General features: G+C 38.1%; 24 protein-coding genes and 1 tRNA gene. 18 read left to right on the top strand and 7 right to left on the bottom strand.

Annotated features, from left to right (window positions below):
* The first annotated feature begins 16 nt into the window (after positions 1-16).
* From RMA94_RS18845 to RMA94_RS18825, 5 genes are all read left to right on the top strand, one after another.
* Positions 17-220: an NF038104 family lipoprotein gene (locus RMA94_RS18845; protein ID WP_005067833.1), complete on the top strand. Its 204-nt coding sequence runs from the start codon at positions 17-19 to the stop codon at positions 218-220.
* Between the two features lie 9 nt (positions 221-229).
* Positions 230-943, top strand: coding sequence for a DNA repair protein RecO (locus RMA94_RS18840; protein WP_003650313.1), 714 nt, complete (start codon positions 230-232; stop codon positions 941-943).
* Positions 944-956: 13 nt separating this feature from the next.
* Positions 957-1,682, top strand: a complete 726-nt coding sequence (gene pdxJ / locus RMA94_RS18835; RefSeq protein WP_311083993.1) for a pyridoxine 5'-phosphate synthase — start codon at positions 957-959, stop codon at positions 1,680-1,682.
* Between the two features lie 6 nt (positions 1,683-1,688).
* On the top strand, positions 1,689-2,333 hold the full coding sequence (locus RMA94_RS18830) for a tRNA-(ms[2]io[6]A)-hydroxylase (protein ID WP_174723443.1): 645 nt from the start codon (positions 1,689-1,691) through the stop codon (positions 2,331-2,333).
* Positions 2,334-2,608: 275 nt separating this feature from the next.
* Positions 2,609-3,367: an SDR family oxidoreductase gene (locus RMA94_RS18825; RefSeq protein WP_311083992.1), complete on the top strand. Its 759-nt coding sequence runs from the start codon at positions 2,609-2,611 to the stop codon at positions 3,365-3,367.
* Positions 3,368-3,535: 168 nt separating this feature from the next.
* On the opposite strand, the gene RMA94_RS18820 is transcribed toward RMA94_RS18825, so the two are convergent.
* Positions 3,536-3,611: transfer RNA gene (locus RMA94_RS18820), tRNA-Asn, on the bottom strand.
* Positions 3,612-3,657: 46 nt separating this feature from the next.
* On the opposite strand from RMA94_RS18820, the gene RMA94_RS18815 reads away from it, so the two are divergent.
* Positions 3,658-3,804 carry a hypothetical protein gene (locus RMA94_RS18815; RefSeq protein ID WP_311084051.1) on the top strand — a complete coding sequence of 49 codons (147 nt, stop codon included), beginning with the start codon at positions 3,658-3,660 and terminating at the stop codon, positions 3,802-3,804.
* Between the two features lie 41 nt (positions 3,805-3,845).
* Positions 3,846-4,277, top strand: coding sequence for a hypothetical protein (locus RMA94_RS18810; protein WP_311083991.1), 432 nt, complete (start codon positions 3,846-3,848; stop codon positions 4,275-4,277).
* Positions 4,278-4,292: 15 nt separating this feature from the next.
* Here the strand turns inward: RMA94_RS18810 and RMA94_RS18805 are convergent, their stop codons facing one another.
* Positions 4,293-4,730, bottom strand: a complete 438-nt coding sequence (locus tag RMA94_RS18805) for a PaaI family thioesterase (protein ID WP_002119022.1) — start codon at positions 4,728-4,730, stop codon at positions 4,293-4,295.
* A 239-nt stretch (positions 4,731-4,969) separates the two neighbouring features.
* Between RMA94_RS18805 and RMA94_RS18800 the strand changes: the two genes are divergently transcribed.
* Complete coding sequence (locus tag RMA94_RS18800) at positions 4,970-5,812, top strand: DMT family transporter (protein WP_311083990.1); 843 nt, start codon at positions 4,970-4,972, stop codon at positions 5,810-5,812.
* Positions 5,813-5,864: 52 nt separating this feature from the next.
* On the opposite strand, the gene RMA94_RS18795 is transcribed toward RMA94_RS18800, so the two are convergent.
* Entirely contained in the window at positions 5,865-7,100 is a 1,236-nt protein-coding gene (locus RMA94_RS18795) for a pyridoxal phosphate-dependent aminotransferase (protein ID WP_002118408.1), read from the bottom strand.
* Positions 7,101-7,308: 208 nt separating this feature from the next.
* On the opposite strand from RMA94_RS18795, the gene RMA94_RS18790 reads away from it, so the two are divergent.
* The gene (locus RMA94_RS18790; RefSeq protein ID WP_002118942.1) at positions 7,309-7,488 is read left to right on the top strand and encodes a hypothetical protein; all 180 of its coding nucleotides are present in this window, start codon (positions 7,309-7,311) and stop codon (positions 7,486-7,488) included.
* 29 nt (positions 7,489-7,517) lie between these two features.
* Here the strand turns inward: RMA94_RS18790 and RMA94_RS18785 are convergent, their stop codons facing one another.
* Together RMA94_RS18785 and RMA94_RS18780 are read right to left on the bottom strand one after the other, a co-directional pair.
* Positions 7,518-8,957 (bottom strand): sensor domain-containing diguanylate cyclase, encoded by a 1,440-nt coding sequence (locus RMA94_RS18785; RefSeq protein WP_017386249.1) that lies wholly within the window; start codon positions 8,955-8,957, stop codon positions 7,518-7,520.
* Positions 8,958-9,132: 175 nt separating this feature from the next.
* Positions 9,133-9,924: a hypothetical protein gene (locus tag RMA94_RS18780; protein WP_002118650.1), complete on the bottom strand. Its 792-nt coding sequence runs from the start codon at positions 9,922-9,924 to the stop codon at positions 9,133-9,135.
* 179 nt (positions 9,925-10,103) lie between these two features.
* On the opposite strand from RMA94_RS18780, the gene uvrB reads away from it, so the two are divergent.
* The 8 genes from uvrB to proB all read left to right on the top strand — a co-directional run bounded on the left by uvrB (position 10,104) and on the right by proB (position 19,648).
* Positions 10,104-12,125, top strand: a complete 2,022-nt coding sequence (uvrB, locus tag RMA94_RS18775) for an excinuclease ABC subunit UvrB (protein WP_002118463.1) — start codon at positions 10,104-10,106, stop codon at positions 12,123-12,125.
* A gap of 93 nt (positions 12,126-12,218) precedes the next feature.
* Positions 12,219-12,806 (top strand): lipocalin family protein, encoded by a 588-nt coding sequence (locus RMA94_RS18770; protein WP_311083989.1) that lies wholly within the window; start codon positions 12,219-12,221, stop codon positions 12,804-12,806.
* 110 nt (positions 12,807-12,916) lie between these two features.
* Entirely contained in the window at positions 12,917-13,864 is a 948-nt protein-coding gene (gene rarD, locus RMA94_RS18765; RefSeq protein ID WP_311083988.1) for an EamA family transporter RarD, read from the top strand.
* Between the two features lie 216 nt (positions 13,865-14,080).
* A complete protein-coding gene (locus RMA94_RS18760) occupies positions 14,081-15,538 on the top strand; it encodes a glyceraldehyde-3-phosphate dehydrogenase (protein ID WP_002118702.1) in 1,458 nt (485 codons plus the stop codon).
* Between the two features lie 149 nt (positions 15,539-15,687).
* Complete coding sequence (locus tag RMA94_RS18755; RefSeq protein ID WP_032004447.1) at positions 15,688-16,413, top strand: hypothetical protein; 726 nt, start codon at positions 15,688-15,690, stop codon at positions 16,411-16,413.
* Between the two features lie 11 nt (positions 16,414-16,424).
* Positions 16,425-17,099 carry a hypothetical protein gene (locus tag RMA94_RS18750; RefSeq protein WP_311083987.1) on the top strand — a complete coding sequence of 225 codons (675 nt, stop codon included), beginning with the start codon at positions 16,425-16,427 and terminating at the stop codon, positions 17,097-17,099.
* A gap of 179 nt (positions 17,100-17,278) precedes the next feature.
* Positions 17,279-18,499, top strand: coding sequence for an Obg family GTPase CgtA (gene cgtA, locus RMA94_RS18745; protein ID WP_216967948.1), 1,221 nt, complete (start codon positions 17,279-17,281; stop codon positions 18,497-18,499).
* Positions 18,500-18,514: 15 nt separating this feature from the next.
* Positions 18,515-19,648 carry a glutamate 5-kinase gene (proB, locus tag RMA94_RS18740; RefSeq protein WP_002118789.1) on the top strand — a complete coding sequence of 378 codons (1,134 nt, stop codon included), beginning with the start codon at positions 18,515-18,517 and terminating at the stop codon, positions 19,646-19,648.
* 26 nt (positions 19,649-19,674) lie between these two features.
* On the opposite strand, the gene RMA94_RS18735 is transcribed toward proB, so the two are convergent.
* Complete coding sequence (locus RMA94_RS18735) at positions 19,675-20,331, bottom strand: HAD-IB family hydrolase (protein ID WP_005067866.1); 657 nt, start codon at positions 20,329-20,331, stop codon at positions 19,675-19,677.
* Positions 20,298-21,506, bottom strand: coding sequence for a DUF1615 domain-containing protein (locus RMA94_RS18730; RefSeq protein WP_025466547.1), 1,209 nt, complete (start codon positions 21,504-21,506; stop codon positions 20,298-20,300). The genes RMA94_RS18735 and RMA94_RS18730 overlap by 34 nt, the downstream gene beginning before the upstream one ends.
* Positions 21,507-21,589: 83 nt before the next feature.
* Between RMA94_RS18730 and dusB the strand changes: the two genes are divergently transcribed.
* Positions 21,590-22,615 (top strand): tRNA dihydrouridine synthase DusB, encoded by a 1,026-nt coding sequence (gene dusB, locus RMA94_RS18725; RefSeq protein ID WP_046811698.1) that lies wholly within the window; start codon positions 21,590-21,592, stop codon positions 22,613-22,615.
* The last annotated feature ends 6 nt before the right edge of the window (positions 22,616-22,621 follow it).

Below are 22,621 nucleotides of genomic sequence, written 5' to 3'. Positions count from 1 at the left end.
GGATAAGGATGCTGGTATGAAAACAATTACATCGTTAATTGCTATAGTTGGATGTACATTGATGTTACAAGGTTGTGTATATAAGCTTGTAACCGTACCAGTAGGTATCGCCTATAAAACTACTAAAGGTGTAGTTAAAGGTACAGCAGCTGTTGTAGGTGCTGTTATTCCTGACGGTGATGATGAGGATGACAAAAAAGAAAAAGAATCTGAGGAATAGATTCTTTTTATGATGCGCAATGAAGTCCTCCATGGATATATGATTCATCACCGTAAGTACCGGGAAAAAAGTCATATTGTGCATCTTTTTACTCAGGAGTATGGGCGAGTCGATGGTATTTTAAGACAGACTCCGCCCCCTCAGTATCAACCTATCCGATTGCAAGCAACTGGTAAAAGTGAGCTGAAGAACTTTACTAAGTTAGAAATATTAAATCAGCCTGTTTTCTTTTTCGGTGACGCCTTTTTTGCCGGATTTTATTTAAGTGAAATCATTCTTCGGTTATGTCCACTAGAAGAGGCAATGCCTCAATCTTTTGAGCAATATCAGTTAACTCTATTGCAGTTACAGCAGCTCGCTTCTAATGATCAGCCCGATCTTTTTTTAAGACAGATATTACGCCAGTTCGAACATGTGCTTTTGCCTGAACTTGGGTACGCACTTGATTTCTCAATTGATACTCAGCAACAGCCGATTCAATCTCATCAGTTTTATCAATTTCAAGTGACCGAAGGTTTTGCTCCCGTTGCGCAGGCGAGTCGTTCCTCTTTGTCAGGAAAAGCGATTTTGTCTATGGTGGACTATGAGCAAGGGCAGGATTTTTCTCACGAACAACTGCAATTATTAGGTAAACTATACCGTCAAATGATTACATCGCTTTTAGGAGATCGTCCCCTAAAAAGTCGACAATTGTGGATTCAAAATACTCAAACTCAATCGTAATTAGGATTTATTTATGGCTGCATTGCTTGGTGTAAACATAGACCATGTTGCTACTTTGAGACAGGCGCGCGGTACTACTTATCCAGACCCTGTGGAAGCTGCTCTTATTTGTGAACAAGCTGGTGCAGAGGGGATTACTTTGCATTTGCGTGAAGACCGTCGCCATATTCAAGATGACGATGTACGTCGCATGCGTCCATTATTAAAAACGCGTATGAACCTAGAGTTGGCTGTTACTGATGAAATGGTCGAGTTTGCGAAAGAAATTCAGCCGCAGCACGTGTGTTTTGTGCCAGAAAGACGCCAAGAAGTAACAACTGAAGGCGGTTTGGATGTAGTAAGTAACTTTGAAAAAGTTAAAGCAGCAACTCAAACTTTAGCGGCCATTGGTTGCGACGTATCATTATTTATTGATGCTGATTTAGCCCAAATTGATGCAGCAGTTGCGTGTGGCGCACCTACGATTGAGTTGCACACGGGTGCATATGCAGATGCGGAAACGGAGCAAGATCAACAAGCCGAGTTAGAGCGCATTATCAAAGGTGTTGAGTATGCAGCTTCAAAAGGTTTGGTTGTAAATGCAGGTCATGGCCTTAACCTTAAAAATATTGCGCCAATTGCAGCTATTCCACAAATTCATGAATTAAACATTGGTCATTCAATTATTGCTGAAAGTGTTTTTGTAGGTCTGGTTCAAGCTGTTAAAGATATGAAAACAGCGATTCAGGCAGCAGGATAGTTGGTTATGTCGAGTATCAATTACGATGAATTAATGCAACCTGTGGTGGCCTTTTTAGGTTGTCAAACACCAAAAGCATGGTTGGATGAAGCAATCAATAATTTAGATATCTTGATGCAAGATCATGCTAATTGTGAAAAGAAAGCTGCTAGTACAGCAATGAACTTAATGTTCCGCTATAGCTTCTTTCCTGACTTACAAATAAAACTTGCTCAACTTGTACGAGAAGAAATGCTTCACTACGAACAAGTGCTTGAGCTTATGGCTAAGCGTGGTCAAGAGTGGACTGGTTTAAGTGCCGGACGTTATGCAGGTGGGCTGCGTAAAGAGATTCGTACGTATGAGCCTGAAGCTTTAATTGATGTACTGGTGATTGGGGCATTCGTAGAGGCTCGTTCATGTGAGCGTTTTTATGCACTTGCTCCGCGTGTAGATGATGAGTTAGGACGTTATTATCGATACTTGCTTAAGTCAGAGTCTCGTCATTTTGAAGACTATCTCGCACTTGCGCTTGATGTGGCAAAAACTGCAAAAATGAAAGATCCTAAAGAGGATATTCAGCAGCGAATTGATCATATCCGTGAAGTTGAAAAGAATCTGATTTTAACCCCAGATAATACTTTCCGTTTTCATAGTGGTATTCCTGCTTAGTCTTGGATGTCTCAAATAAAAAAAAGTTTACCTTTCACGGTAAACTTTTTTATTAGGTGAGTATTATCTCTTTGGCGGTAAGCATGTTCTGCTTTTAGTTTTTTAATAGATATAATTATTTAATAAATATATTTTTTACAGATTTTAATTTCTCTTAAAATTTTTAAAAAAACTTTTATTTTTTTAGGCTAATAATAAATATTGTGTAAATATAAAGGTTGATATGTTCATCATGAGTTCAACTGAAATAGTTGATCATTTCTAAGGATATAAGAATGTTAGCATTAGTTACAGGTGCATCGGCAGGTTTTGGTTATAGCATTTCAAAAAAGCTGATTGAGTTAGGATATAACGTTATTGGTTGCGGAAGACGAGCAGAAAAACTAGAAGAACTAAAACAAGAACTTGGTGAAAAATTCTACCCATTAGTATTTGACATGACGGATACGGCAGAAAATATAAATAAGGCATTGGGTGATTTACCAGCTGAATTTCAAATCAATCAAATTGATTTATTGGTGAATAATGCTGGATTGGCATTGGGATTGGAACCCGCAGATAAAGCAGAATTAGATGATTGGTACACGATGATTGATACCAATGTTAAGGGGCTTGTTACGATTACCCGATTAATTTTGCCAAGTATGGTAAAGAAAAAATCAGGTTTGATTATTAATATGGGCTCAATTGCAGGTACATATCCATATCCGGGTGGTAACGTGTATGGGGCAACCAAAGCATTTGTGGAGCAATTTAGTCTAAATCTTCGTGCTGATTTGGCTGGTACTGGTGTACGTGTAACTAACATTGAACCAGGGTTGTGTGGAGGTACTGAATTTTCTCTTGTGCGTTTTAAAGGTGATGAGGATAAAGTAAACAGTCTATATGATAAAAAGAATCCACTCTTGCCTGAAGATATTGCAAATACAGTAGCTTGGATTGCTTCACAACCGCCACACATTAATATTAATCGTATTGAAATGATGCCGACCACTCAATCTTTTAATCCTTTAAAAGTGGTTGAAGTGGAATAATAATTTAAGAAGAAAATAGATTCTTTAGAGTTAGGTTAGAGCGTTAAATCTTATAAAGACTCTAAGAGAAAATAAAATCCTCTATCTGCTGATAGAGGATTTTTTATAGTTATTGATAAATTTATGGCAAAAAAAAGCCCGCTTTAATGCTGCGGGCTTTTTAGTATTTGGCTCTCCCACCTGGGCTCGAACCAGGGACCTGCGGATTAACAGTCCGTCGCTCTACCGACTGAGCTATGGGAGAATCTGCATGCGATTATAAGGAGATTTTGAGAAGGGTCAAGTCTAAATTGTCATGTTTACTTCATTTTTGTGTCATGTGCTTTTTATTTGATCAGTTGGGTGGTGAGTTAAGAAATTACTTGCACTTTAAAAAATCAATTGCTAGATTCAAAAAAGAACAAGCGTTTGGAGAAATCCAAACAGTGTGGATTTAAACCAACTTGCCAGCACTAAAATGGCTAAATCGGAGATAAGTATGAAAACGCTTACGATCGCTTCTATTTTTTCTAATTTTGATTTCTATCAACACAATTATCTCAATATCTTAAATCAGTCAGAATCTTATTACACACTTGTAGAAGGTGCATGGATTAATGCTTATCCTTTCAAAAAGCAGGATTTATATTTAGGCGATTTATTGCAGCTTTGGTTTAGCGCTAAATGGAATGTGCATAATTCACTTAAGATTTTAAAAAGCTCGAAACTACTAAAATCTTCTGAATCTTTATATATTTTTCAATTAGAAGGGGAGTTATTGCTGGGTAAAAATAAAGTTTTAGCTTGGTCTGTAGAGCATCAAAAAATTATAGAGCTCCAACTTAAAAATATTTGGGCGCCGTATGTGATTGCACAAACTTGTAAACGTCCAGATAATTCAGGTGACTCAATAAAAAAGGCAGCGGTTTAAGGCTGCCTTTAACGATTATGGACGAATAATCATGCAGGTTGCTGTTGCATAGGCATACAGTTTACCTTCCTCATCAATAATCTTTCCTTCAGAAATACCTAAATTTTTACTTAAATTAATAACTTTGCCTGTGGCAATTAAAGCCTGATTTTGGGGAATAGGGCGGCACATTTTTACGTTAAGGTCGATTGTGCCATAACCTACACCCGCAGGTAACATCGTATGTACTGCACAGCCAGTCACTGAATCTAGGACGGTAGCAGCAAAACCGCCATGTACGCCACCGAGTGGATTTAAATGGTTATGATCTGCTTGAGCTTTAAAAGTAACAGATCCTTCTGAAATTTCAGTAGGTTGCATAGGTATTGTTTTACTAATGCTGGCAGGTGGAATATGGCCTTCTATCATTGCTTGTAAAAATTCAAGGCCAGTCATTTCCATCGGATTTTTCATTTTTTGGGTCCTTTAATTCTTTAAGTTCTAAAATAGAACTTGATATTAGCCTATTATTAAGTCATCGATAAGTCAATTCTATAGTTAAAGATTGAACTGATAAGTTGAATTTTAAAATTTTGTTCATTTAATATAAAATTTCTTTATTATAAAAATTGAATTAAATGAGTTGCATAATGAATTAGATAGATAAGAAGGACTTCTTTTACACTATAAGAAATAACAGGAGCATAAGGACAATGCTTTTTAAAATTGCACTCATAATGGCGGCTTTTGCAGCAAATTCTGTATTGTGTCGTTTGGCTTTGGTTGGCCGACATATTGACCCAATGACTTTTAGTCTAATACGAGTGGGAAGTGGTGCGGTTGTTTTATTTGGACTGTTTTTATATTCAAAATCGTCTCAAACCAAAGTCCAATGGAGTTTAAAAAACGCATTTTTTCTAGCGGTTTATATTTTGGCATTTTCATATGCTTATCTTCAGATCGACGCTGGTATTGGTGCTCTGTTATTGTTTGGGGTTGTACAGCTGACTATGGTGCTTTATGGCTATTGGCAGGGTGAGCAGATTGGCATGTACCGTGGTATAGGTCTATGTATTGCTTTAGCTGGAATCATTGTTTTGCTATTACCGGGTGCTCATGCGCCTGATTGGGGATATGCTCTAATTATGGTGATATCTGGTTTAGCATGGGCAGGATACAGCATTGCTGGTCGTAATATGACACAACCGATTGGTAGTACGTTGGCAAATTTTACGCTAGCTGTGCCAATGGTTTTGTTGGCGAATGTATTGGTTACCCAAGATAGATACATTGACGTGCAAGGATGGGTCTTAGCGATTTTGTCGGGTGGTGTCACTTCAAGCGGGGCTTATGTACTCTGGTATGCGATTTTGAAGCATATTGATAGAGTGACAGCGAGTACAGTACAGCTAAGTGTTCCATGTTTGGCAATTATAGGTGGAAGCCTATTTGTAAATGAGACTGTGACAGGGCGAGTGATTTTATCGAGTTTTATGGTTTTATTTGGAATTTTATTAGTTATTTATGTAAGACCTCAAAAAGCCAAAAATGCATAAGTGAATTAAAAAAGGGTTCTCTCAAGAGAACCCTTTTTATGCAAAATACAGATTATTTCGCAGCTTTTTCAGCTTCAATTGAAGCAATAGCAGCGTCTACACCTTCAATTGAGTCAGCAGCTTTTTTGATACGTGCTAACGCATCAACGAGTACTTCGTCAGCTGTTGCATATGAAATACGCATAAAACCGCCTAAACCAAATGCGTCGCCAGGAACAACTGCTACGCCAGTTTCTTCCAATAACCATTCAGAGAACTCTGTGCAAGATTTTAAGCCTTTTGCACGAATAAGAGGGCGAATGTTTGCATAGGCATAGAAAGCGCCATCAGCAGGTAAGCAAGAGATACCTTTAATATCATTTAAGCCATTTACAACTAAGTCATGACGGCGTTTAAACGCTTCAATCATAGGTTGTAAAACGTCTTGTGGACCATTCAATGCAGCTTCAGCAGCAACTTGCGAAATAGAAGTCGGGTTAGAAGTTGACTGTGATTGGATCTTTTTCATTGCACCAATGATTTTTGCTGGACCAGCTGCATAGCCAATACGCCAACCTGTCATTGCATATGCTTTAGAAACACCATTTAAAACAATTGTGCGGTCATATAAATCAGGTGCAACAGTTGCGATGTTGTAGAACTCATCTTCCCAACGAATCGGTTCATACATATCGTCAGATGCAACAAATACTTGTGGATGACGACGTAATACTTCAGCTAAAGCTTCTAATTCAGCTTTGCTATAAATCATACCTGTTGGGTTAGATGGGCTGTTTAATACAACTAAACGAGTGTTAGGTGTAATCGCAGCCTCTAATTGTTCAGGAGTGATTTTGAAGCGTTGGTCTTCGCCACATTTCACAATGACTGGAGTACCTTCAGCAATAATTACCATATCTGGATAGCTTACCCAGAAAGGTGCTGGAATGATAACTTCATCGCCTTTGTTTAATAGAGCAAGTGCCAAGTTAAAGAAGCTTTGCTTACCACCACAAGAAACCAAAATCTGGTTCGCTTGATAATCAAGATTATTATCACGCTTAAACTTAGCAATAATTGCTTTTTTTAACCCAGGAGTACCATCTACAGCCGTATATTTGGTGAAACCATTATTAATCGCTTCAATTGCAGCATCTTTGATGTGTTGAGGGGTATCAAAATCTGGCTCGCCAGCACCTAAACCAATCACGTTCTTGCCAGCAGCTTTAAGTTCAGCAGCTTTATTTGTTACAGCAAGTGTAGGGGACGGTTTGATAGCATTGACACGATCAGAAAGACGTACGTCCACGGCAATATTCCTCTTATGGGATTAAAAAATAAAAAGCATACTATCTTATCGCAAAAATTAAGCAATTTGCGGATACGGGTATTTTTAGATGTAAAAAAGTTTAATTTAAGAAGGTTCTTGTTGCTGTTTTACTCAATTGAAGCTTTTTTGAAAAGAAATGATAAAAATCATTTATAATAGGTCGCAATCGAAATTTCGAGAATGAATCATGACTGAGCAACAGCCAAAACAGAAAAAGGCTTTGGTGAAATTGCCATTCCCAATGCCGAATGAAAGCAATCAAGCAGATGATGCGGTACACAACCAAGTGCGTCCAAAACCAGAGCAATACGCGGATAGAACATGGATGCCTCCACGTGGTACGCGTCGTTCTATGGGAAAACGCTAATTTTGAAAAACAGGCAATATGCCTGTTTTTTATTGATTGAATAAAATTTCTTGATAATAACTTTTTTTCTTTTGGTACATGTGATGGTCTGCTCGTTTTAACATGTCCTCAATTTGTTCATTTGTTTGAGTGGTTGCATGTCCAATTGCAATACTTACTGGATGGCTTGAATAGTATTGATTGTCGATATTAAAAAGCTCTTGAATCGTTTGAAGCATAATTTGAACGTTCGCTTCATCTGCACCTGGCATTAAGATCACGAACTCATCGCCACCTATTCTAGAAGCCGTATATGCTGTATTTGAAATAGCCTGACTTAAAATATTTCCAACACGGCGTAATAAACCATCTCCAATATCATGCCCAAACTGGTCATTTGTTTCTTTTAATCCATTCATATCTAAAAAAATTGAAGAAACTGGTCGAATAATACTTCGATTTAAACGATTAAGTTCCTCTGTAAAAAAAGCACGGTTATATAGTTTAGTAAGAACATCATGTTGCCCTAAATATTCAAGATAGTTTTCCGCTTTTTTCCGTGCAGTAATATCTGTCAGTGCAACTTGTACTAATCCCCAAGTCTCTTCATATCCCGGAAAAACGGTAAATTGAAGCAAGACATTTCTTATTTGGCCATCTAAAGCGTAGTTAACGGCTTCACGTTTATGATGGATATTACCTTGCCATAACTCGATGAGTTGTTCTCGAAAGGTTTCAACCATTTCTTCAGCAAAAATCTTGTGTGTATTTCTTAAAAGTGTCGACTTATCAGGAGCTTTAAATAAATCTATCGTGGCCTGATTAACATCTAAAATTAAAATATCCTCTACACACTGGCGGACAAACTCAGGATGAACATCTAGAAAAGTTCTAAAATCTTCAATTCCCAATAGCCTAAGTTGATCAATTCTATTTTTTATACGGCTGAAATCCTCGACCCACAGCGAAGTAGGCGAGTAGATAAACATAGATTCAGCCAGTCGACGGTTTTTTTCTTCCTGACGGAGTGCATTTTGATAAGGGGTAATATCTTCTGTAGTAATTAATACACGTTCAAAGGTAGATTCAGAACCAGGTAAAATGGAACCTCTTAACTGAACATCAATACGTTTGCCTGATAAGGTATAATTCACGGTAGTGCTTGAAAAATGGGTTTTGCCATTCCATAACGCTTCAAGCTCATAAATATGTGATTCGAACATTTCCTTTTTAAAAATAAGATTCAAATTTGAATATAGTTCTTCATGTGTTGTTGCTTCAAAAAGTTCTAAAGTTTTTTGATTAACGCGAATAATTTTAATTTTATGAGCACATTCGATAACTAAATGTTTATTTTGATTTAAAAATTCATGGAGGTTTTCAATTCCTTGCTTTCTCCATAAATCAAATTGTTGTTTAACTTCACTGAAATCCTCAATCCACATTGGAATTGGGCTAAGGTCAAAAATCGAAGAATCTAAAGTTTCCATATGTTTCTTTAAGTATTCAGTTTGCCTTAAAGTATAATGAGAAAAATTAAGATTTGGGAGGATAAAGAGTTTAAATATATTAGAATAATTAAAAATAAAAGGATTAAATGTAATTAAAAATAAAATAATGAGAAAGCAGAGATTATCTGCTTAACTCATAAATTTATAAGAAAACTTAACGATTAATAGGGTGATCAATGTTTTTCTCACCACGCCATAACTTAATAAAATCTTGCTCATCAAAATCGTAAAGTTCCATCAGTGCAACAACAGCACTCACAAAAATCATGGCACCTTCAGAGTTTCCATGAAGATTGAAAATTTTACCGTTTAACTTCCCTAAAATATCACTAAGCTCATGATCACGACCTCGTCCATAACGATCTCGTGGGTACAACTCTTCATTTAAGACAATAAGAGCTATGGCTTTTTCAGCATCTGATAAATCAGTTTTATCTAAAGCTTCTTCAAATGATTCACTGCCATGATTAAAGTAAAAAATAACTTCATCATTAATGAAACTTTGTACCATCTTTTGAGTTAAAGTCGGAAATTGTGATACTGCATTATCTTCTACATAGGGTTTAAAAGATTCCGGAAAGATAACGTTATGATAAATCCCTTTAAAAAGAGGAGCGATTTCGGAAACTTTATAACCCGCAATGCCACAACCTAATGCAGTAATGAAATATTTCATTTTAGGATGATTTTTTGTGTATATCTTAAAGTCTTCAACATAATGCTGAATTTGTGAAAGTGGCATTTGTTGAATGTGTTCATTTAAAGTTGGAATTGCAAAGCTTTGACCTGCCCAGCCACGACCTACACCTTCAACTGCTCCGAAGTGCTGACTTGCAACGCGCGCTGCACCACTACCGTGTTGTCCAGCAAGATTACTTCCAAATACAAAAACTGTATCTTCGGGAAGTTCGGTTACAATACTTTCATCATGATATTGATAGGTCATGGTTATACTTTTTGTTTAATGGATAGCTTCATGTTGCAACCGATTAGGGTATTGGTCAAGTGTTAAGATGCTTAATATTTTACATTGAATTTCAAGCTCAATTTAGACTTTAAATTAAGATAAAAATCCCCATTAAAAGGGGAGACGTTAAATTCAATTTTTCATAAAGAGAGATAACTTTGAACGAAAATCAACCTTTTGATTTGGTCACTCATTATCAGCCAGCAGGTGATCAGCCACAGGCCATTGAAAAGCTGGTAAATGGTATCGAGCATGGTTTTCGTAATCAGTTATTGCTGGGTGTAACTGGCTCGGGTAAAACCTATACCATGGCGAATGTGATCGCTCAAACACAGCGACCTACAATTGTGATGGCTCATAACAAAACTTTGGCTGCCCAGCTTTATGGAGAGTTTAAAGCGTTCTTCCCTAATAATGCGGTTGAGTATTTCGTAAGTTACTATGATTACTATCAACCCGAGGCTTACGTTCCATCCTCAGATACTTTTATTGAAAAAGATGCTGCCATTAACGATCACATTGACCAGATGCGACTATCGGCAACACGCGCTTTATTAGAGCGTCGTGATGCAATTATTGTGGCCTCGGTTTCTGCAATTTATGGTTTGGGTGACCCAAATGCTTATATGCAAATGTTACTGCATGTGGTTGAGGGCGACCGCGTAAGTCGTGATGAAATTATCCGACGTTTGGTTGAAATGCAATATACGCGTAATGAACTTGAGTTCTTACGTGGTACATATCGAATTCGCGGCGAAATTATTGATATTTTCCCTGCCGAATCTGATCAACACGCGATTCGTATTGAACTATTTGATGACGAGGTCGATTCGATCCGTTGGTTTGACCCGTTAACGGGTAAAATGGTCCGTAAAGTTCCACGTGTTACGATTTATCCAAAAAGCCATTATGTAACACCGAAAGATCATCTGACTCGTGCCATTGATACGATTAAAGATGAATTACAAGATCAACTTAAATTCTTCCGTGAACATGACAAATTGCTCGAAGCCCAACGTATTGAGCAGCGCACCCGCTATGATTTAGAGATGATGCAACAGTTGGGCTATACCAATGGTATTGAAAACTATTCACGTCATTTATCGGGCCGTCCAGCTGGTGAAGCGCCTCCAACTTTATTTGATTATGTACCAGAAGATGCGTTGCTGATTATTGATGAGTCACACGTTACAGTTCCGCAAATTGGGGCGATGTATAAAGGCGACCGATCACGTAAAGAAAATTTAGTGAATTATGGTTTCCGTTTACCAAGCGCACTTGATAATCGACCAATGAAATTTGAAGAGTGGGAGCGCATTGTACCGACGACTATTTTTGTCAGTGCAACACCCGCTAAATATGAGTTAGAAAAGTCTGACCAAGTGGTTGAACAAGTGGTACGTCCAACAGGATTAATTGATCCTGAAATTGAAGTTCGTCCTGTATTAACTCAGGTTGATGATGTTCTTTCTGAAATTAATATTCGTAAGAACCTAAATGAACGTGTGTTAGTGACCACTTTAACAAAGCGTATGGCGGAAGATCTGACTTCTTATTTAAAAGAATACGGGGTTAAAGTCGCTTATTTACACTCGGATATTGATACAGTTGAACGTGTCAAAATTATTCATGAATTACGTACAGGTGTATTCGACGTTTTAGTCGGTATTAACTTGTTGCGTGAAGGTCTCGACATGCCAGAAGTTTCTTTAGTTGCTATTTTAGATGCAGATAAAGAAGGTTTTTTACGTTCAGAACGTTCACTCATTCAGACAATTGGTCGTGCCGCGCGTAACGTGAAAGGTAAAGCAATTTTATATGCTGACCGAATCACTGATTCTATGCAAAAAGCAATAGATGAGACTGAACGCCGTAGAGCTAAACAAATTGAGTTCAACGAGTTGCATGGTATTACGCCACGTAGTGCTGTTCGTCAGGTCATCAAAGAAATTGATTCAGGCGAAGTGCTTTCAGACGACGAAATTGATGAGAAGGTGCTTGAACAAGCACAAGCTTTAAGTGCTGACGAAAGACATATTCTCTCTGATCCAAAATTGTTTAGTAAGCATATTACTAAGCTTGAAAAAGAGATGTTAAAAGCTTCGAAGGATTTACAGTTTGAGCAAGCAGCACGGATACGTGATGAAATCATTCGACTAAAAGCGCAAATGTTGCAATAAACGAATACATAACGCTACATAATGTGTTTAAAAAACAAGCTACTGTAGATATTTGAGTTCTTTTGTATTCACAACTAATCGTTGAGGGCAACAATGGCATTTCGAAATAATGTTCCGCAAGCCAGCTGGCGTTTGGCTAAAATTGCGTTGGGCGGTGTCGTTCTGGCTGGTTTGGCTGTTGGAACCTATGTCTATGCCCAGCCGAAACCCTTACAAACTGTCTATAAAGTTGAACTGGACCGATATTTAGGTGTTTGGTATGAAGTCGCGCGTAAGCCTGCATTTTTTCAAAAAAAGTGTGCTTATAACGTATCTGCAACTTACACCTTAAACGAAAATGGAAATGTGGTGGTAGATAATCGCTGCTACGACAATAGAAAACAATTACAGCAATCTATCGGGGAGGCCTTTGTGGTTAACCCGCCATATAACAGCAAATTGAAGGTAAGTTTTTTACCTGAAGCTGTAAGGTGGATTCCGGTAATTCGTGGGGATTACTGGATTTTAAAGTTAGATGAAGACTATCAGACTGTTTTGGTTGGGGAGCCTTCACGTAAATATCTGTGGGTGCTATCAAGAGACCCTCATCCAGAGCAAGAAGTGGTGGATGAATATTTGAATTATGCAAAAACATTAGGTTTTGATATCAGAGATGTTATCCGTACAGAACATAAAGAATAGTGGTATATGTCTGATTAAGAAGAAACCATGTTTTTACATGGTTTTTTCTTTTTTATGGTGGATAAATCAAGTATTGTAGTGAGTTGTTTTTACTAAAGTCTAAGAGGTTGATGATGTTTAAGGGCGTGATCTTGTCTGTCATGGCATCATTCACTTTTGGTGTACTTTATTTTTATACTCAATTATTAAGCCAACTCGATAGTGAGCAAACTTTTGGATGGCGGATTATTGCAACACTGCCGTTTCTTACTTTGTTTATGTGGTGGAGTGGTGATTTAGCCTATATCAAGAATATCTATCAACGTATTTTGGCTAAACCTTCTTTACTATTGCTATTAATCACAACTTCTATTTTAACCTCAGTACAACTTTGGCTGTTTTTGTGGGGGCCGATGCATGGGCGTGGGTTACAAGTCTCTTTGGGATATTTCCTATTACCGCTGGTTCTTGTCTTAGCTGGAAGTGTGTTGTATGGCGAAAAAATATCAAAATTTCAATGGTTAGCAATTATTCTTGCAGTCATTGGCGTTAGCCATGAGATATGGCGTTTAGGAAGTATTGCGTGGGAAACTGCATTGGTAGCAGTTGGATATTCTGCCTACTTTTTATTACGTAAAAAAATTAAAACAGATAATTTAGGGGGCTTTTGGTGGGATTTGGTCATTATTATGCCCGTTGCGATTTATTTAACTCATACAGGTTTGCTGCCATACAGTAAATTTATAGACCAACCGAGTCTTTCTTTGATCATTATTGGGCTTGGAATTTTAAGTGCTATTGGTCTGGGAAGTTATATTCTGGCAAGCCGCTTTCTACCTTTAGTTGTGTTTGGACTCTTAGGATATTTGGAACCTGTATTACTTGCTTTAGCTTCTTTAGTTTTAGGGGAGAGCATTGGTCAAGAAGAATGGTTCACTTATATTCCGATTTGGTGTGCTGTTTTTGTACTCGCTTTAGAAGGGGCAATTCATCTTTATCAACAACGGCAAAAAGCCCAAAATCTGCAACTTAATATCACGAAATATCAAAAAAGATTAAAAAATGATGAGCTCGAGTAGGTCGTCAGAACCTAAAAAGTAAGAAAAAGCAAAAATTTAGCTGCTTTAAACAATAAGATAATAAAAAATAATTATAGGTATTTTATGAATTTATGATGAATTTTAGGAAAATCTAGTCACTAACGTCAGCTTTTGATTCATTCTTGCCAATAATTCCATTACAATTACGGGGTTTTAAAAATCACGCCTAGATATAATTAATTAGAGGACGTATCTGTGAGCAAAGACACTATCATCGCCCTGCACGCTGAACACCAAGGCCGTTGGAAAAACCGTGAAGAAATCGCGGAACGTATGATTGCATTAATCGGTCAATTATACCGTGAAAAAAATATTGTCGTATCTGTTTACGGTCGCTCTTTAATTAACCGTTCTGTTATCCAAATTTTGAAAACTCACCGTCGTACACGTGTTGTAGACGTTGAGCTTTCTGTTGTAAATACTTTCCCAATTTTAGAAGCTTTAGCAAAAGTTGAAAATATTGGTTCTGCAGAAGTTGATATCGGTAAACTTGCTGTTGAATATAAAGAAAAAGGCGGTGATGTTGATGCTTTTGTTGCTCAATCAGTTGAGTCAATCAAAGGTAGCGCAACTTCTGAACAACCTAAAGATGTAGTTCTTTACGGTTTTGGTCGTATTGGTCGTATCTTGGCTCGTTTAATCATTAGCCAATCAGGTTTAGGTCGTGGTTTAAGCCTTAAAGCAATTGTTGTACGTAAGTCTTCTGACGGTGACTTGGCAAAACGTGCTTCTTTACTTCGTCGTGACTCTATTCACGGTACTTTCGCTGGTACAATTTCTGTTGATGAAGAAAACGAAGCAATCATTGCTAACGGTAACTTCATTAAAGTGATTTATGCGTCTAGCCCAAGTGAAGTTGACTATACTGAATACGGTATTGAAAACGCACTTTTAATCGACAACACTGGTAAATGGCGTGATGCTGAAGGTCTAAGCCAACACTTGAAATGCCCAGGCGTTGCACGTGTTGTATTGACTGCACCAAGTAAAGGCGAAATGAAAAACGTTGTATTTGGCGTAAACAACACAGATATCTTAGATGAAGACAAAATCATCTCTGCTGCAAGTTGTACAACAAATGCAATTACTCCAATTCTTAAAGTATTGGATGACAAATATAAAGTTCTTAACGGTCATGTTGAAACTGTTCACTCATTTACAAATGACCAGAACTTAATCGATAACTACCATAAAGCAGATCGTCGTGGCCGTGCTGCTACTTTGAACATGGTAATTACAGAGACTGGTGCAGCTAAAGCAGTTGCTAAAGCATTACCTGCATTGAAAGGTAAATTAACTGGTAACTCTGTACGTGTTCCTACACCAAACGTATCTCTTGCAATCTTGAACTTAACGCTTGATAAAGAAGTTGATCGTGAAGAAGTGAACGAATACATTCGTCAAATTTCGATTAACTCTAACCTTCAAGGTCAAATTGGTTATACCAACTCGACTGAAGTTGTATCGAGTGACTTTATCGGTTCTCGTACAGCAGGTGTATACGATGCTCAAGCAACGATTACTTCTGGTAACCGTTTAACTGCTTACGTTTGGTACGATAACGAAGTTGGTTATAGCTGTCAGGTATTACGTATTGCTGAACAAATGTGCGGCGTAAGCTACAAAAAAATCCCAGCAGAATTGAATGCTTAAGATCATTTAACGATCTATAAAATATTTTCACAAAAAGACCCAGTTTAAACTGGGTTTTTTTACAACCGTACAAAATATATGCTGACTATTTTTTGTAAATAAATGAGAATACAAATTAAGGAAAAAAAGAAAATAGTAAGGGATAGGAATTGTCGCAGTTTAAACGTTTGTTGGTCGTTTTTGTATTCATCATTATTGCCAATTTATGTGGTGTACTCATTGCAATATGGGTATTTAAGCACTTTAATATTTATATTCCACTGAAAAATCAGGCGGTTGCTATTGATTTACAAGAGCCTCTACAGGTTAAGGTTAAAGTACAAGATGCTTTAAATGTGGATGTAAAGGGGCGCGTAAATGCCAGTATTCCAATTGATGAGAAACTGAATATTCCTTTAACACAAACATTAACTCCGCGTGTTTACTTCGATAATATGGTGCCGATTAGTACAACCATTCCAGTCAAAGAAACATTAAAAGTTGAGCAAAATCTACCAATTGATACCAAGGTTCAGGTGCGAGTTTTAGGACGTGATATTACGTTGCCATTAAAAGGAACGATTCCATTAAAACTTGATGTGCCAATTGATATTAATGTCCCGCTTGAGCAAAAGGTTCATTTAAAATTTGATGCTCCGGTACGCACGGTATTAAAAGAAAATTTACATATTCCTTTAAAAGCAAGATTAGACACGAATATCCCAATTGAGGGTAATTTAAGTGTACCTGTTAAAACTGCATTAAATGCTTCGGTTGATGTGAAAAATACGCTGCCTGTTAAGATTGCAAATGGTGAGTTAAAGATTCCTCTGTCCACTATGCGATTAAATCGAGTATTAGGTTCAGAAACATCACAAAAGACAGCTGATCAATAGGGTGGATGCTAATGTTTCGTTCACTCAAGAGTATGTTAATCAGTTTCTTTTTAATGATGATACTTGCCGCTATTATGTTTTGGGTGTATCTCAATATTCAAGCAAATTTAGTCGTTTCGGCTCATAATGCCGACATTAGTTTACCTGACTCTTTAGAAACAAAGATTCAAGTTGGTAATTCTTTGCAGGTTCAGTCTATTGGTAAACTTGATACAACCTTAGATATAGACCGCCAATTAACTTTACCCTTAAAAGGGAAATATTTGGCAGATTTAAATTTTGCCGTAGAAACTCCTATTATGGTAAGTGTCGATTATTCAACGACTCTAAAAATTGATCAGGTTATGCCTTTAGAAACCACCACAGATTTAGTTTATCAAAGTAAGTTTTTACCAAAATTTCCACTTAAATTAGATATCCCTATTAAATTAGATGTGCCTTTTAATTTAAAACGTAGTTATACCGTTCCCGTTAAAATTGTTTTTGATGGTCCAGTTTATTTTGAATTCGATGAACCTGTAAATTTATCGGTGAAACATCAGTTTAAACCAAGCCTAAACGTAAATGATCCTATGGAAATGGGGAATGTCTCTTCATTTAATGCCATCATGTATAATTCTGTGCCAAAAACAAAAGCAAATCTTGATATGCAAATGACCTTACCTCTGCGTAATGTGCATCCTTGATAATTAAATAAATTGGCTAAATTTTATTTTTTATAAGGAACCTATTTGCAAAACTAAAAGCATCTGCTGGATTAAAGATAAAACAGATCGTTATAAATGGAATTGTTCCATTTTCTATTCGAGAATTTTATGAAAATATGGCAGAATAGGCGGTTTTAGAGTTTTTAGAGGATTGGCAGATGCGCTTTGTTGATGAAGCAGTCATTACCGTAGAGGCTGGCGACGGTGGCAATGGCGTAGCCAGTTTTCGCCGTGAAAAATTTGTACCATTTGGTGGCCCAGATGGTGGTGATGGCGGACGTGGTGGAAGTATCTATATTCAAGCTGATGACGATACAAGTACGCTAGTCGATTACCGTTACACACGTAAATTCCGTGCTGAGCGTGGAAAAAACGGTGCAGGTGCTAACTGTACTGGACGTGGTGGTGAAGATGTGGTTTTAAAAGTACCCGTTGGTACAACAATTGTTGATACAGATTCAGGCGATATTATTGGCGATTTGGTTGAAGACGGCCAAAGAATTCTGGTTGCTGGTGGTGGTGAAGGTGGTTTAGGTAATACTCACTTTAAATCATCAACTAACCGTGCACCGCGTAAATGTACGACTGGTATAAAAGGTGAGTTCCGCGAAATTCGTCTTGAATTAAAAGTATTGGCTGATGTAGGTTTGCTGGGTATGCCAAATGCCGGTAAATCTACTTTCATTCGTGCTGTAAGCGCTGCAAAACCAAAAGTGGCAGATTATCCATTTACAACTATGGTTCCAAACTTGGGTGTAGTCGATGCTGACCGCCATCGTTCATTTGTAATGGCCGATATTCCAGGGTTAATCGAGGGTGCAGCAGAAGGTGCAGGTTTAGGAATTCGTTTCCTTAAACATTTGGCACGTACTCGTATTCTTTTACACATTATTGATGTACAACCAATTGATGGTTCAGATCCAGCACATAATGCAAAAGCGATTATGAATGAGTTGGCTAAGTTCTCACCAACTTTGGCTAAATTACCAGTTGTTTTAGTACTCAATAAACTTGATCAGATTGCTGAAGAAAGCCGCGAAGAGTGGTGTCAGCACATTCTAGATGAACTAGAGTGGACTGGACCTGTCTTTAAGACATCGGGCTTATTAAGCGAAGGTACAAAAGAAGTTGTGTATTACCTGATGGATCAGATTGAACAACAACGTGAACGCGAAGTTGAAGATCCTGAATATGCAGCAGAAGTAAGAGCTTTCCGTGAACAACTAGAAGTTGAAACACGTGAACAAACCATTGCGGCAAAAGAAGCATATCGTGCAATGCGTCGAGCACAACGTCTCGAAAGCATGATGGACGATGATGATGATTTTGACGATGATGAAGACGACAATGATGTAGAAGTCATCTACGTTCGTGACTAGAAAACCGAGGGAAACATGATAGAAGTGGTCGATGGGCAACGTCAGCTCAGTGAGTGTAAACGAATCGTTGTTAAAATCGGATCATCTTTACTTACAGCTAATGGGCAAGGTTTAGATCTAGATGCTATTTCGCATTGGGCGAAACAGATTGCAGATCTACACAATGCCGGACACGAGATTATTTTAGTGTCATCAGGAGCTGTAGCAGAAGGTATGGTTCGTATGAAGCTTGCGAGTCGACCCACCGATCTACCCAGTCTACAAGCCTGTGCTGCAATTGGGCAGATGGGTTTAATTCATACTTGGTCTAGTGTGCTTGAAAACCACGGTATTCGTACTGCTCAGGTTTTATTGACTCATGATGATTTGGCAGATCGCCGTCGTTATCTGAACTCGTGTGATGCTTTGCAAAACTTGATTGATTGGCGTGTGATTCCTGTCATTAATGAAAATGACACGGTGTCTACCGATGAGATCCGTTTTGGTGATAATGATACCTTAGCTGCTATGGTGGCAGGTCAGGTTCATGCAGAATTGCTGATCATTTTAACCGATCAGCAAGGTATGTTTGACTCAGATCCGCGTCATAATCCTGATGCTAAATTACTCTCTACTGTTCGTGCTATGGATGATGATTTATTCGATATGGCCGGCGGTGGTGGTGTGCTTGGCAGAGGTGGGATGGTCACTAAAGTTCGTGCTGCACGTTTAGCTGCTAAATCGGGCTGCCCAACCCTCATCGCGAGTGGCGAAAGTGATAATGTCTTATCACGTGCGATGGCAGGTGAGATGTTAGGCACTTTGTTTACTACAGATAAAGACCGCATGACTGCTCATCAACAGTGGCTCGCTGCTCATTTACAAACAGCAGGTCGTCTTGTGATTGATGATGGTGCTGTTGAAGCGATTAAATTGAAGCATCGCAGTTTGCTCCCTGTTGGAGTTAAAAATGTTGAAGGACATTTTGATCGTGGTGATGTGGTTGAATGTGTCGATAAACAAGGTAAACGTATTGCGGTAGGTCGAGTGAACTTTAGTTCACGATCAGCCGAAATTATTAAAGGCTTAGCCTCAGATAAGGTTTATCAAGTACTTGGTGAAGCTCGTTCACTTGAAATGATTCACCGTGATCATATGGCAATTTATTAAGTTTTACTCAAATAAAAAAGCTCGCTTTAAGCGAGCTTTTTTTCTGGCGTTAAACGAGGTAAAACACGATCTTCACCTACCATATATGGATGTGTGGCAAGACTAAGCATGTCTAAGTCTTCCGAGCTATTACCATAAGCATAAATCTGGTGGTAATGCTGTAGCGTATATTGCTGATGTATTCTTAACTTCTTTTGTTCACTACTACAGTCTGGAGTGGAATAGTAACCCGTCATCATGCCGTTTTTAATTTGAGTTTCAGTACAAATTAATTCGATATCTAGTAACTTGCAAAGTGGAGCAAGATAGACATCAATTGAAGCTGAAACTAATACGACCTGATCACCACGCAATTGATGGTGTTGTAACTGATTAAAAATTTCAGGCGAAAGCACAGAGACTAGCTCTTGTGCGTATTCTTCACCTAATTTTTGTAATTCGATTGCAGGCGTATTTTTAAACATGCTACGGAATAACTTGGCACGCATAGCATGGGCAGGATAAAAGTTAAGATAGTAGGCTTGAATCCATGGCAGAATTTTCAAGCCTTGCTTAACAATGTGACGCTTAGATAAAGCATAAAAGATGAACCCTGTAAAACTATCTTTACTACACAAGGTTCCATCAAAATCGAACAGGGCGAGACTTTTTATAGTCTTATTCGTTTCGCTCGTTGCATACATGTTTCATATCGTCCGTTTACGCGGGTTGCATACCAATTGGTATTATAATCACGACTTAATTTAGGCCCAGAAATTACCACTTGAGGCATAATTGCATAGAGTGGTTCTTTGCCAGTTTTTGATTTATAAAGTTTAGTCAGCGCAATATAAGTTTGAGTACTTTCAAACTTTTTCTCTTTTTCTAATTTAAGATCATCACGAATTTGTCGTGGGGTAACCAATACATTATTTTTTGCAAATACCGTGATCAGTTCTTTTTCTGACTCGCTTTGAGCTGCGCGTGGATCACCATCTTTTGTATAAAGAAGTAGATCGCCATCAAGACTTATATCTTTATCGGTAAGTTCTTGTAGCATTTTTTGAAAAGCTGCATTACGGCTAGAGTACATACCAGAGTTATAATCCGCAAAACGATAAATGGCTTTATCATAGTCTGCCGGATAAACCATTAAACGATGTATGCCGTAATATAAACCACCGTATTCAGTATATAGATCATCGCGGAGCGCAGCAGTACTCATACTCGAACGCTTATTGGCTTTCGCATAATTAATATGAACTTGCATTGAACCCAAAGTCGTAATAGGGTTCATTTTCTCGCCAATATCTTGACCAACCAATTTGGCTGCACCAGTTAAGGCACTCACGTGATAGTGTTTAGCCATGAAGTCGAAAATTTCTCGGTAAAGTAAGTCGAGTTCTTTCTCGGTTTTAACCTTACGCATTTGACTCATGTAGTTATTATCAGGAGAAGGTTGAGTTCTTAGAACTTCTTCAAAGTAACCAGCAATTGTTCCACCAACGGTTTTGCCAAGCTTATCTTCAAATTTTTCATTTAAACGTGTGCTAACTTCTTCAACTGCCTTTTGTCCTAGCCCAGGCACTTGAGGGTTTGCAACAAAGTTGGATTCCTGATCCACTACAGCCACAATACTACAGACATTTTTCTTGGTTTTAGGAATATCCAAGTCTTTCATAATGTCATCAATATCTTTAGCCCATGACTCACGGTCATGCACACGCGATGGAATTAGACGTTTAATCTGTTGGCTTTCTAGTTCAGGCTCATCATTGTTTGACCACCAAGCTTTATCACCACAAGCAGCTAAACTCATGCATACGGCAGCCATGCCGAATGATTTTAATAAAAAACGGGAAGACAACGGTTTGTTCATGGCGAGGAAAGCACCTGCATAAAAAGATGAGCCGATTAAGCGGATGAAGTATACTATGTTGATCATCAATTGTATGAATATATATGTATATTGGTCCCTATCAACTGTCAAATAATTTAATTGTTGCTCCTATGGCGGGAGTTACTGACCGTCCATTTAGAACACTCTGCAAGTATTTTGGCGCAGGCCATGCAGTCAGTGAAATGATGACTGCTGATAAAACTTTGCGGATGAGCAAAAAGAGCCTCTACCGTGCGAACTTTGATGGTGAGCTCGCTCCGATCTCTGCTCAAATTGCAGGCTCTGATCCTGAGCAATTGGCAGAGGCTGCACGCTATCAAGTAGCAAATGGCGCACAAATTGTTGATATTAATATGGGATGTCCTGCCAAGAAAGTATGTAATAAGCTCGCTGGTTCAGCATTATTACAAGATGAGGACTTGGTAGCGCGAATACTTGATGCAGTGGTCGCTGCTGTTGATGTTCCCGTGACTTTGAAAACCCGTTTGGGCTTTTTAAATGGCCAAGAAAATATTTTAAGAGTAGCAAAAAGGGCAGAAGAAGCGGGGATTGCCGCGCTAGCTTTACATGGCCGTACTCGCGAAGACATGTATCTAAATACAGCACGTTATGATTTGATCAAACATGTTAAAGAATTAATCAATATTCCACTTATTGCGAACGGTGATATTGATAGTCCTGAAAAAGCAAAATATGTACTCGACTATACAGGGGCAGATGCAATTATGATTGGTCGAGCTGCTCAAGGTCGACCATGGATTTTTCGTGAAATTGCTCATTATTTAAAAACTGGTGAACATTTGGCTGCACCTAATATTGAAGAGGTGAAGCAGGTGTTACTAGGACATTTATCAGAACTTTATCAATTTTATGGTGAATACTCTGGCTGCCGTATTGCCCGTAAACATATTGCTTGGTACACCAAAGGATTACGTTCGAGTAATGAATTCCGCCAAAAGATGTATAAAGTTGAAAGTACTGCTGAACAGGCAATAGTAGTCGAAAATTATTTTAATCAGCTATTGGCTGAAGGAAATTTGATGAGTGATGTTCAGGTTGAGCAGGTTAACTTATTAGAAACTCATTAAATAAAA

The sequence above is a fragment of the Acinetobacter sp. V115_6 genome, assembly GCF_031799025.1.
Taxonomy (GTDB): Bacteria; Pseudomonadota; Gammaproteobacteria; order Pseudomonadales; family Moraxellaceae; genus Acinetobacter; species Acinetobacter pittii.
The sequence above is the reverse complement of the archived record's forward strand: the minus strand, read 5'-3'. Positions and strand labels throughout refer to the sequence as shown.

What these genes read in the sequence shown, in the direction of transcription:
- RMA94_RS18845 (WP_005067833.1), top strand. Translation starts at nt 17, where the DNA reads ATGAAAACAATTACATCGTTAATTGCTATAGTTGGATGTACATTGATG.
- RMA94_RS18840 (WP_003650313.1), top strand. Translation starts at nt 230, where the DNA reads ATGATGCGCAATGAAGTCCTCCATGGATATATGATTCATCACCGTAAG.
- pdxJ (WP_311083993.1), top strand. Translation starts at nt 957, where the DNA reads ATGGCTGCATTGCTTGGTGTAAACATAGACCATGTTGCTACTTTGAGA.
- RMA94_RS18830 (WP_174723443.1), top strand. Translation starts at nt 1,689, where the DNA reads ATGTCGAGTATCAATTACGATGAATTAATGCAACCTGTGGTGGCCTTT.
- RMA94_RS18825 (WP_311083992.1), top strand. Translation starts at nt 2,609, where the DNA reads ATGTTAGCATTAGTTACAGGTGCATCGGCAGGTTTTGGTTATAGCATT.
- RMA94_RS18810 (WP_311083991.1), top strand. Translation starts at nt 3,846, where the DNA reads ATGAAAACGCTTACGATCGCTTCTATTTTTTCTAATTTTGATTTCTAT.
- RMA94_RS18805 (WP_002119022.1), bottom strand. Translation starts at nt 4,730, where the DNA reads ATGAAAAATCCGATGGAAATGACTGGCCTTGAATTTTTACAAGCAATG.
- RMA94_RS18800 (WP_311083990.1), top strand. Translation starts at nt 4,970, where the DNA reads ATGCTTTTTAAAATTGCACTCATAATGGCGGCTTTTGCAGCAAATTCT.
- RMA94_RS18790 (WP_002118942.1), top strand. Translation starts at nt 7,309, where the DNA reads ATGACTGAGCAACAGCCAAAACAGAAAAAGGCTTTGGTGAAATTGCCA.
- RMA94_RS18785 (WP_017386249.1), bottom strand. Translation starts at nt 8,957, where the DNA reads ATGGAAACTTTAGATTCTTCGATTTTTGACCTTAGCCCAATTCCAATG.
- RMA94_RS18780 (WP_002118650.1), bottom strand. Translation starts at nt 9,924, where the DNA reads ATGACCTATCAATATCATGATGAAAGTATTGTAACCGAACTTCCCGAA.
- RMA94_RS18770 (WP_311083989.1), top strand. Translation starts at nt 12,219, where the DNA reads ATGGCATTTCGAAATAATGTTCCGCAAGCCAGCTGGCGTTTGGCTAAA.
- rarD (WP_311083988.1), top strand. Translation starts at nt 12,917, where the DNA reads ATGATGTTTAAGGGCGTGATCTTGTCTGTCATGGCATCATTCACTTTT.
- RMA94_RS18750 (WP_311083987.1), top strand. Translation starts at nt 16,425, where the DNA reads ATGTTTCGTTCACTCAAGAGTATGTTAATCAGTTTCTTTTTAATGATG.
- cgtA (WP_216967948.1), top strand. Translation starts at nt 17,279, where the DNA reads ATGCGCTTTGTTGATGAAGCAGTCATTACCGTAGAGGCTGGCGACGGT.
- proB (WP_002118789.1), top strand. Translation starts at nt 18,515, where the DNA reads ATGATAGAAGTGGTCGATGGGCAACGTCAGCTCAGTGAGTGTAAACGA.
- RMA94_RS18735 (WP_005067866.1), bottom strand. Translation starts at nt 20,331, where the DNA reads ATGTATGCAACGAGCGAAACGAATAAGACTATAAAAAGTCTCGCCCTG.
- RMA94_RS18730 (WP_025466547.1), bottom strand. Translation starts at nt 21,506, where the DNA reads ATGAACAAACCGTTGTCTTCCCGTTTTTTATTAAAATCATTCGGCATG.
- dusB (WP_046811698.1), top strand. Translation starts at nt 21,590, where the DNA reads ATGTATATTGGTCCCTATCAACTGTCAAATAATTTAATTGTTGCTCCT.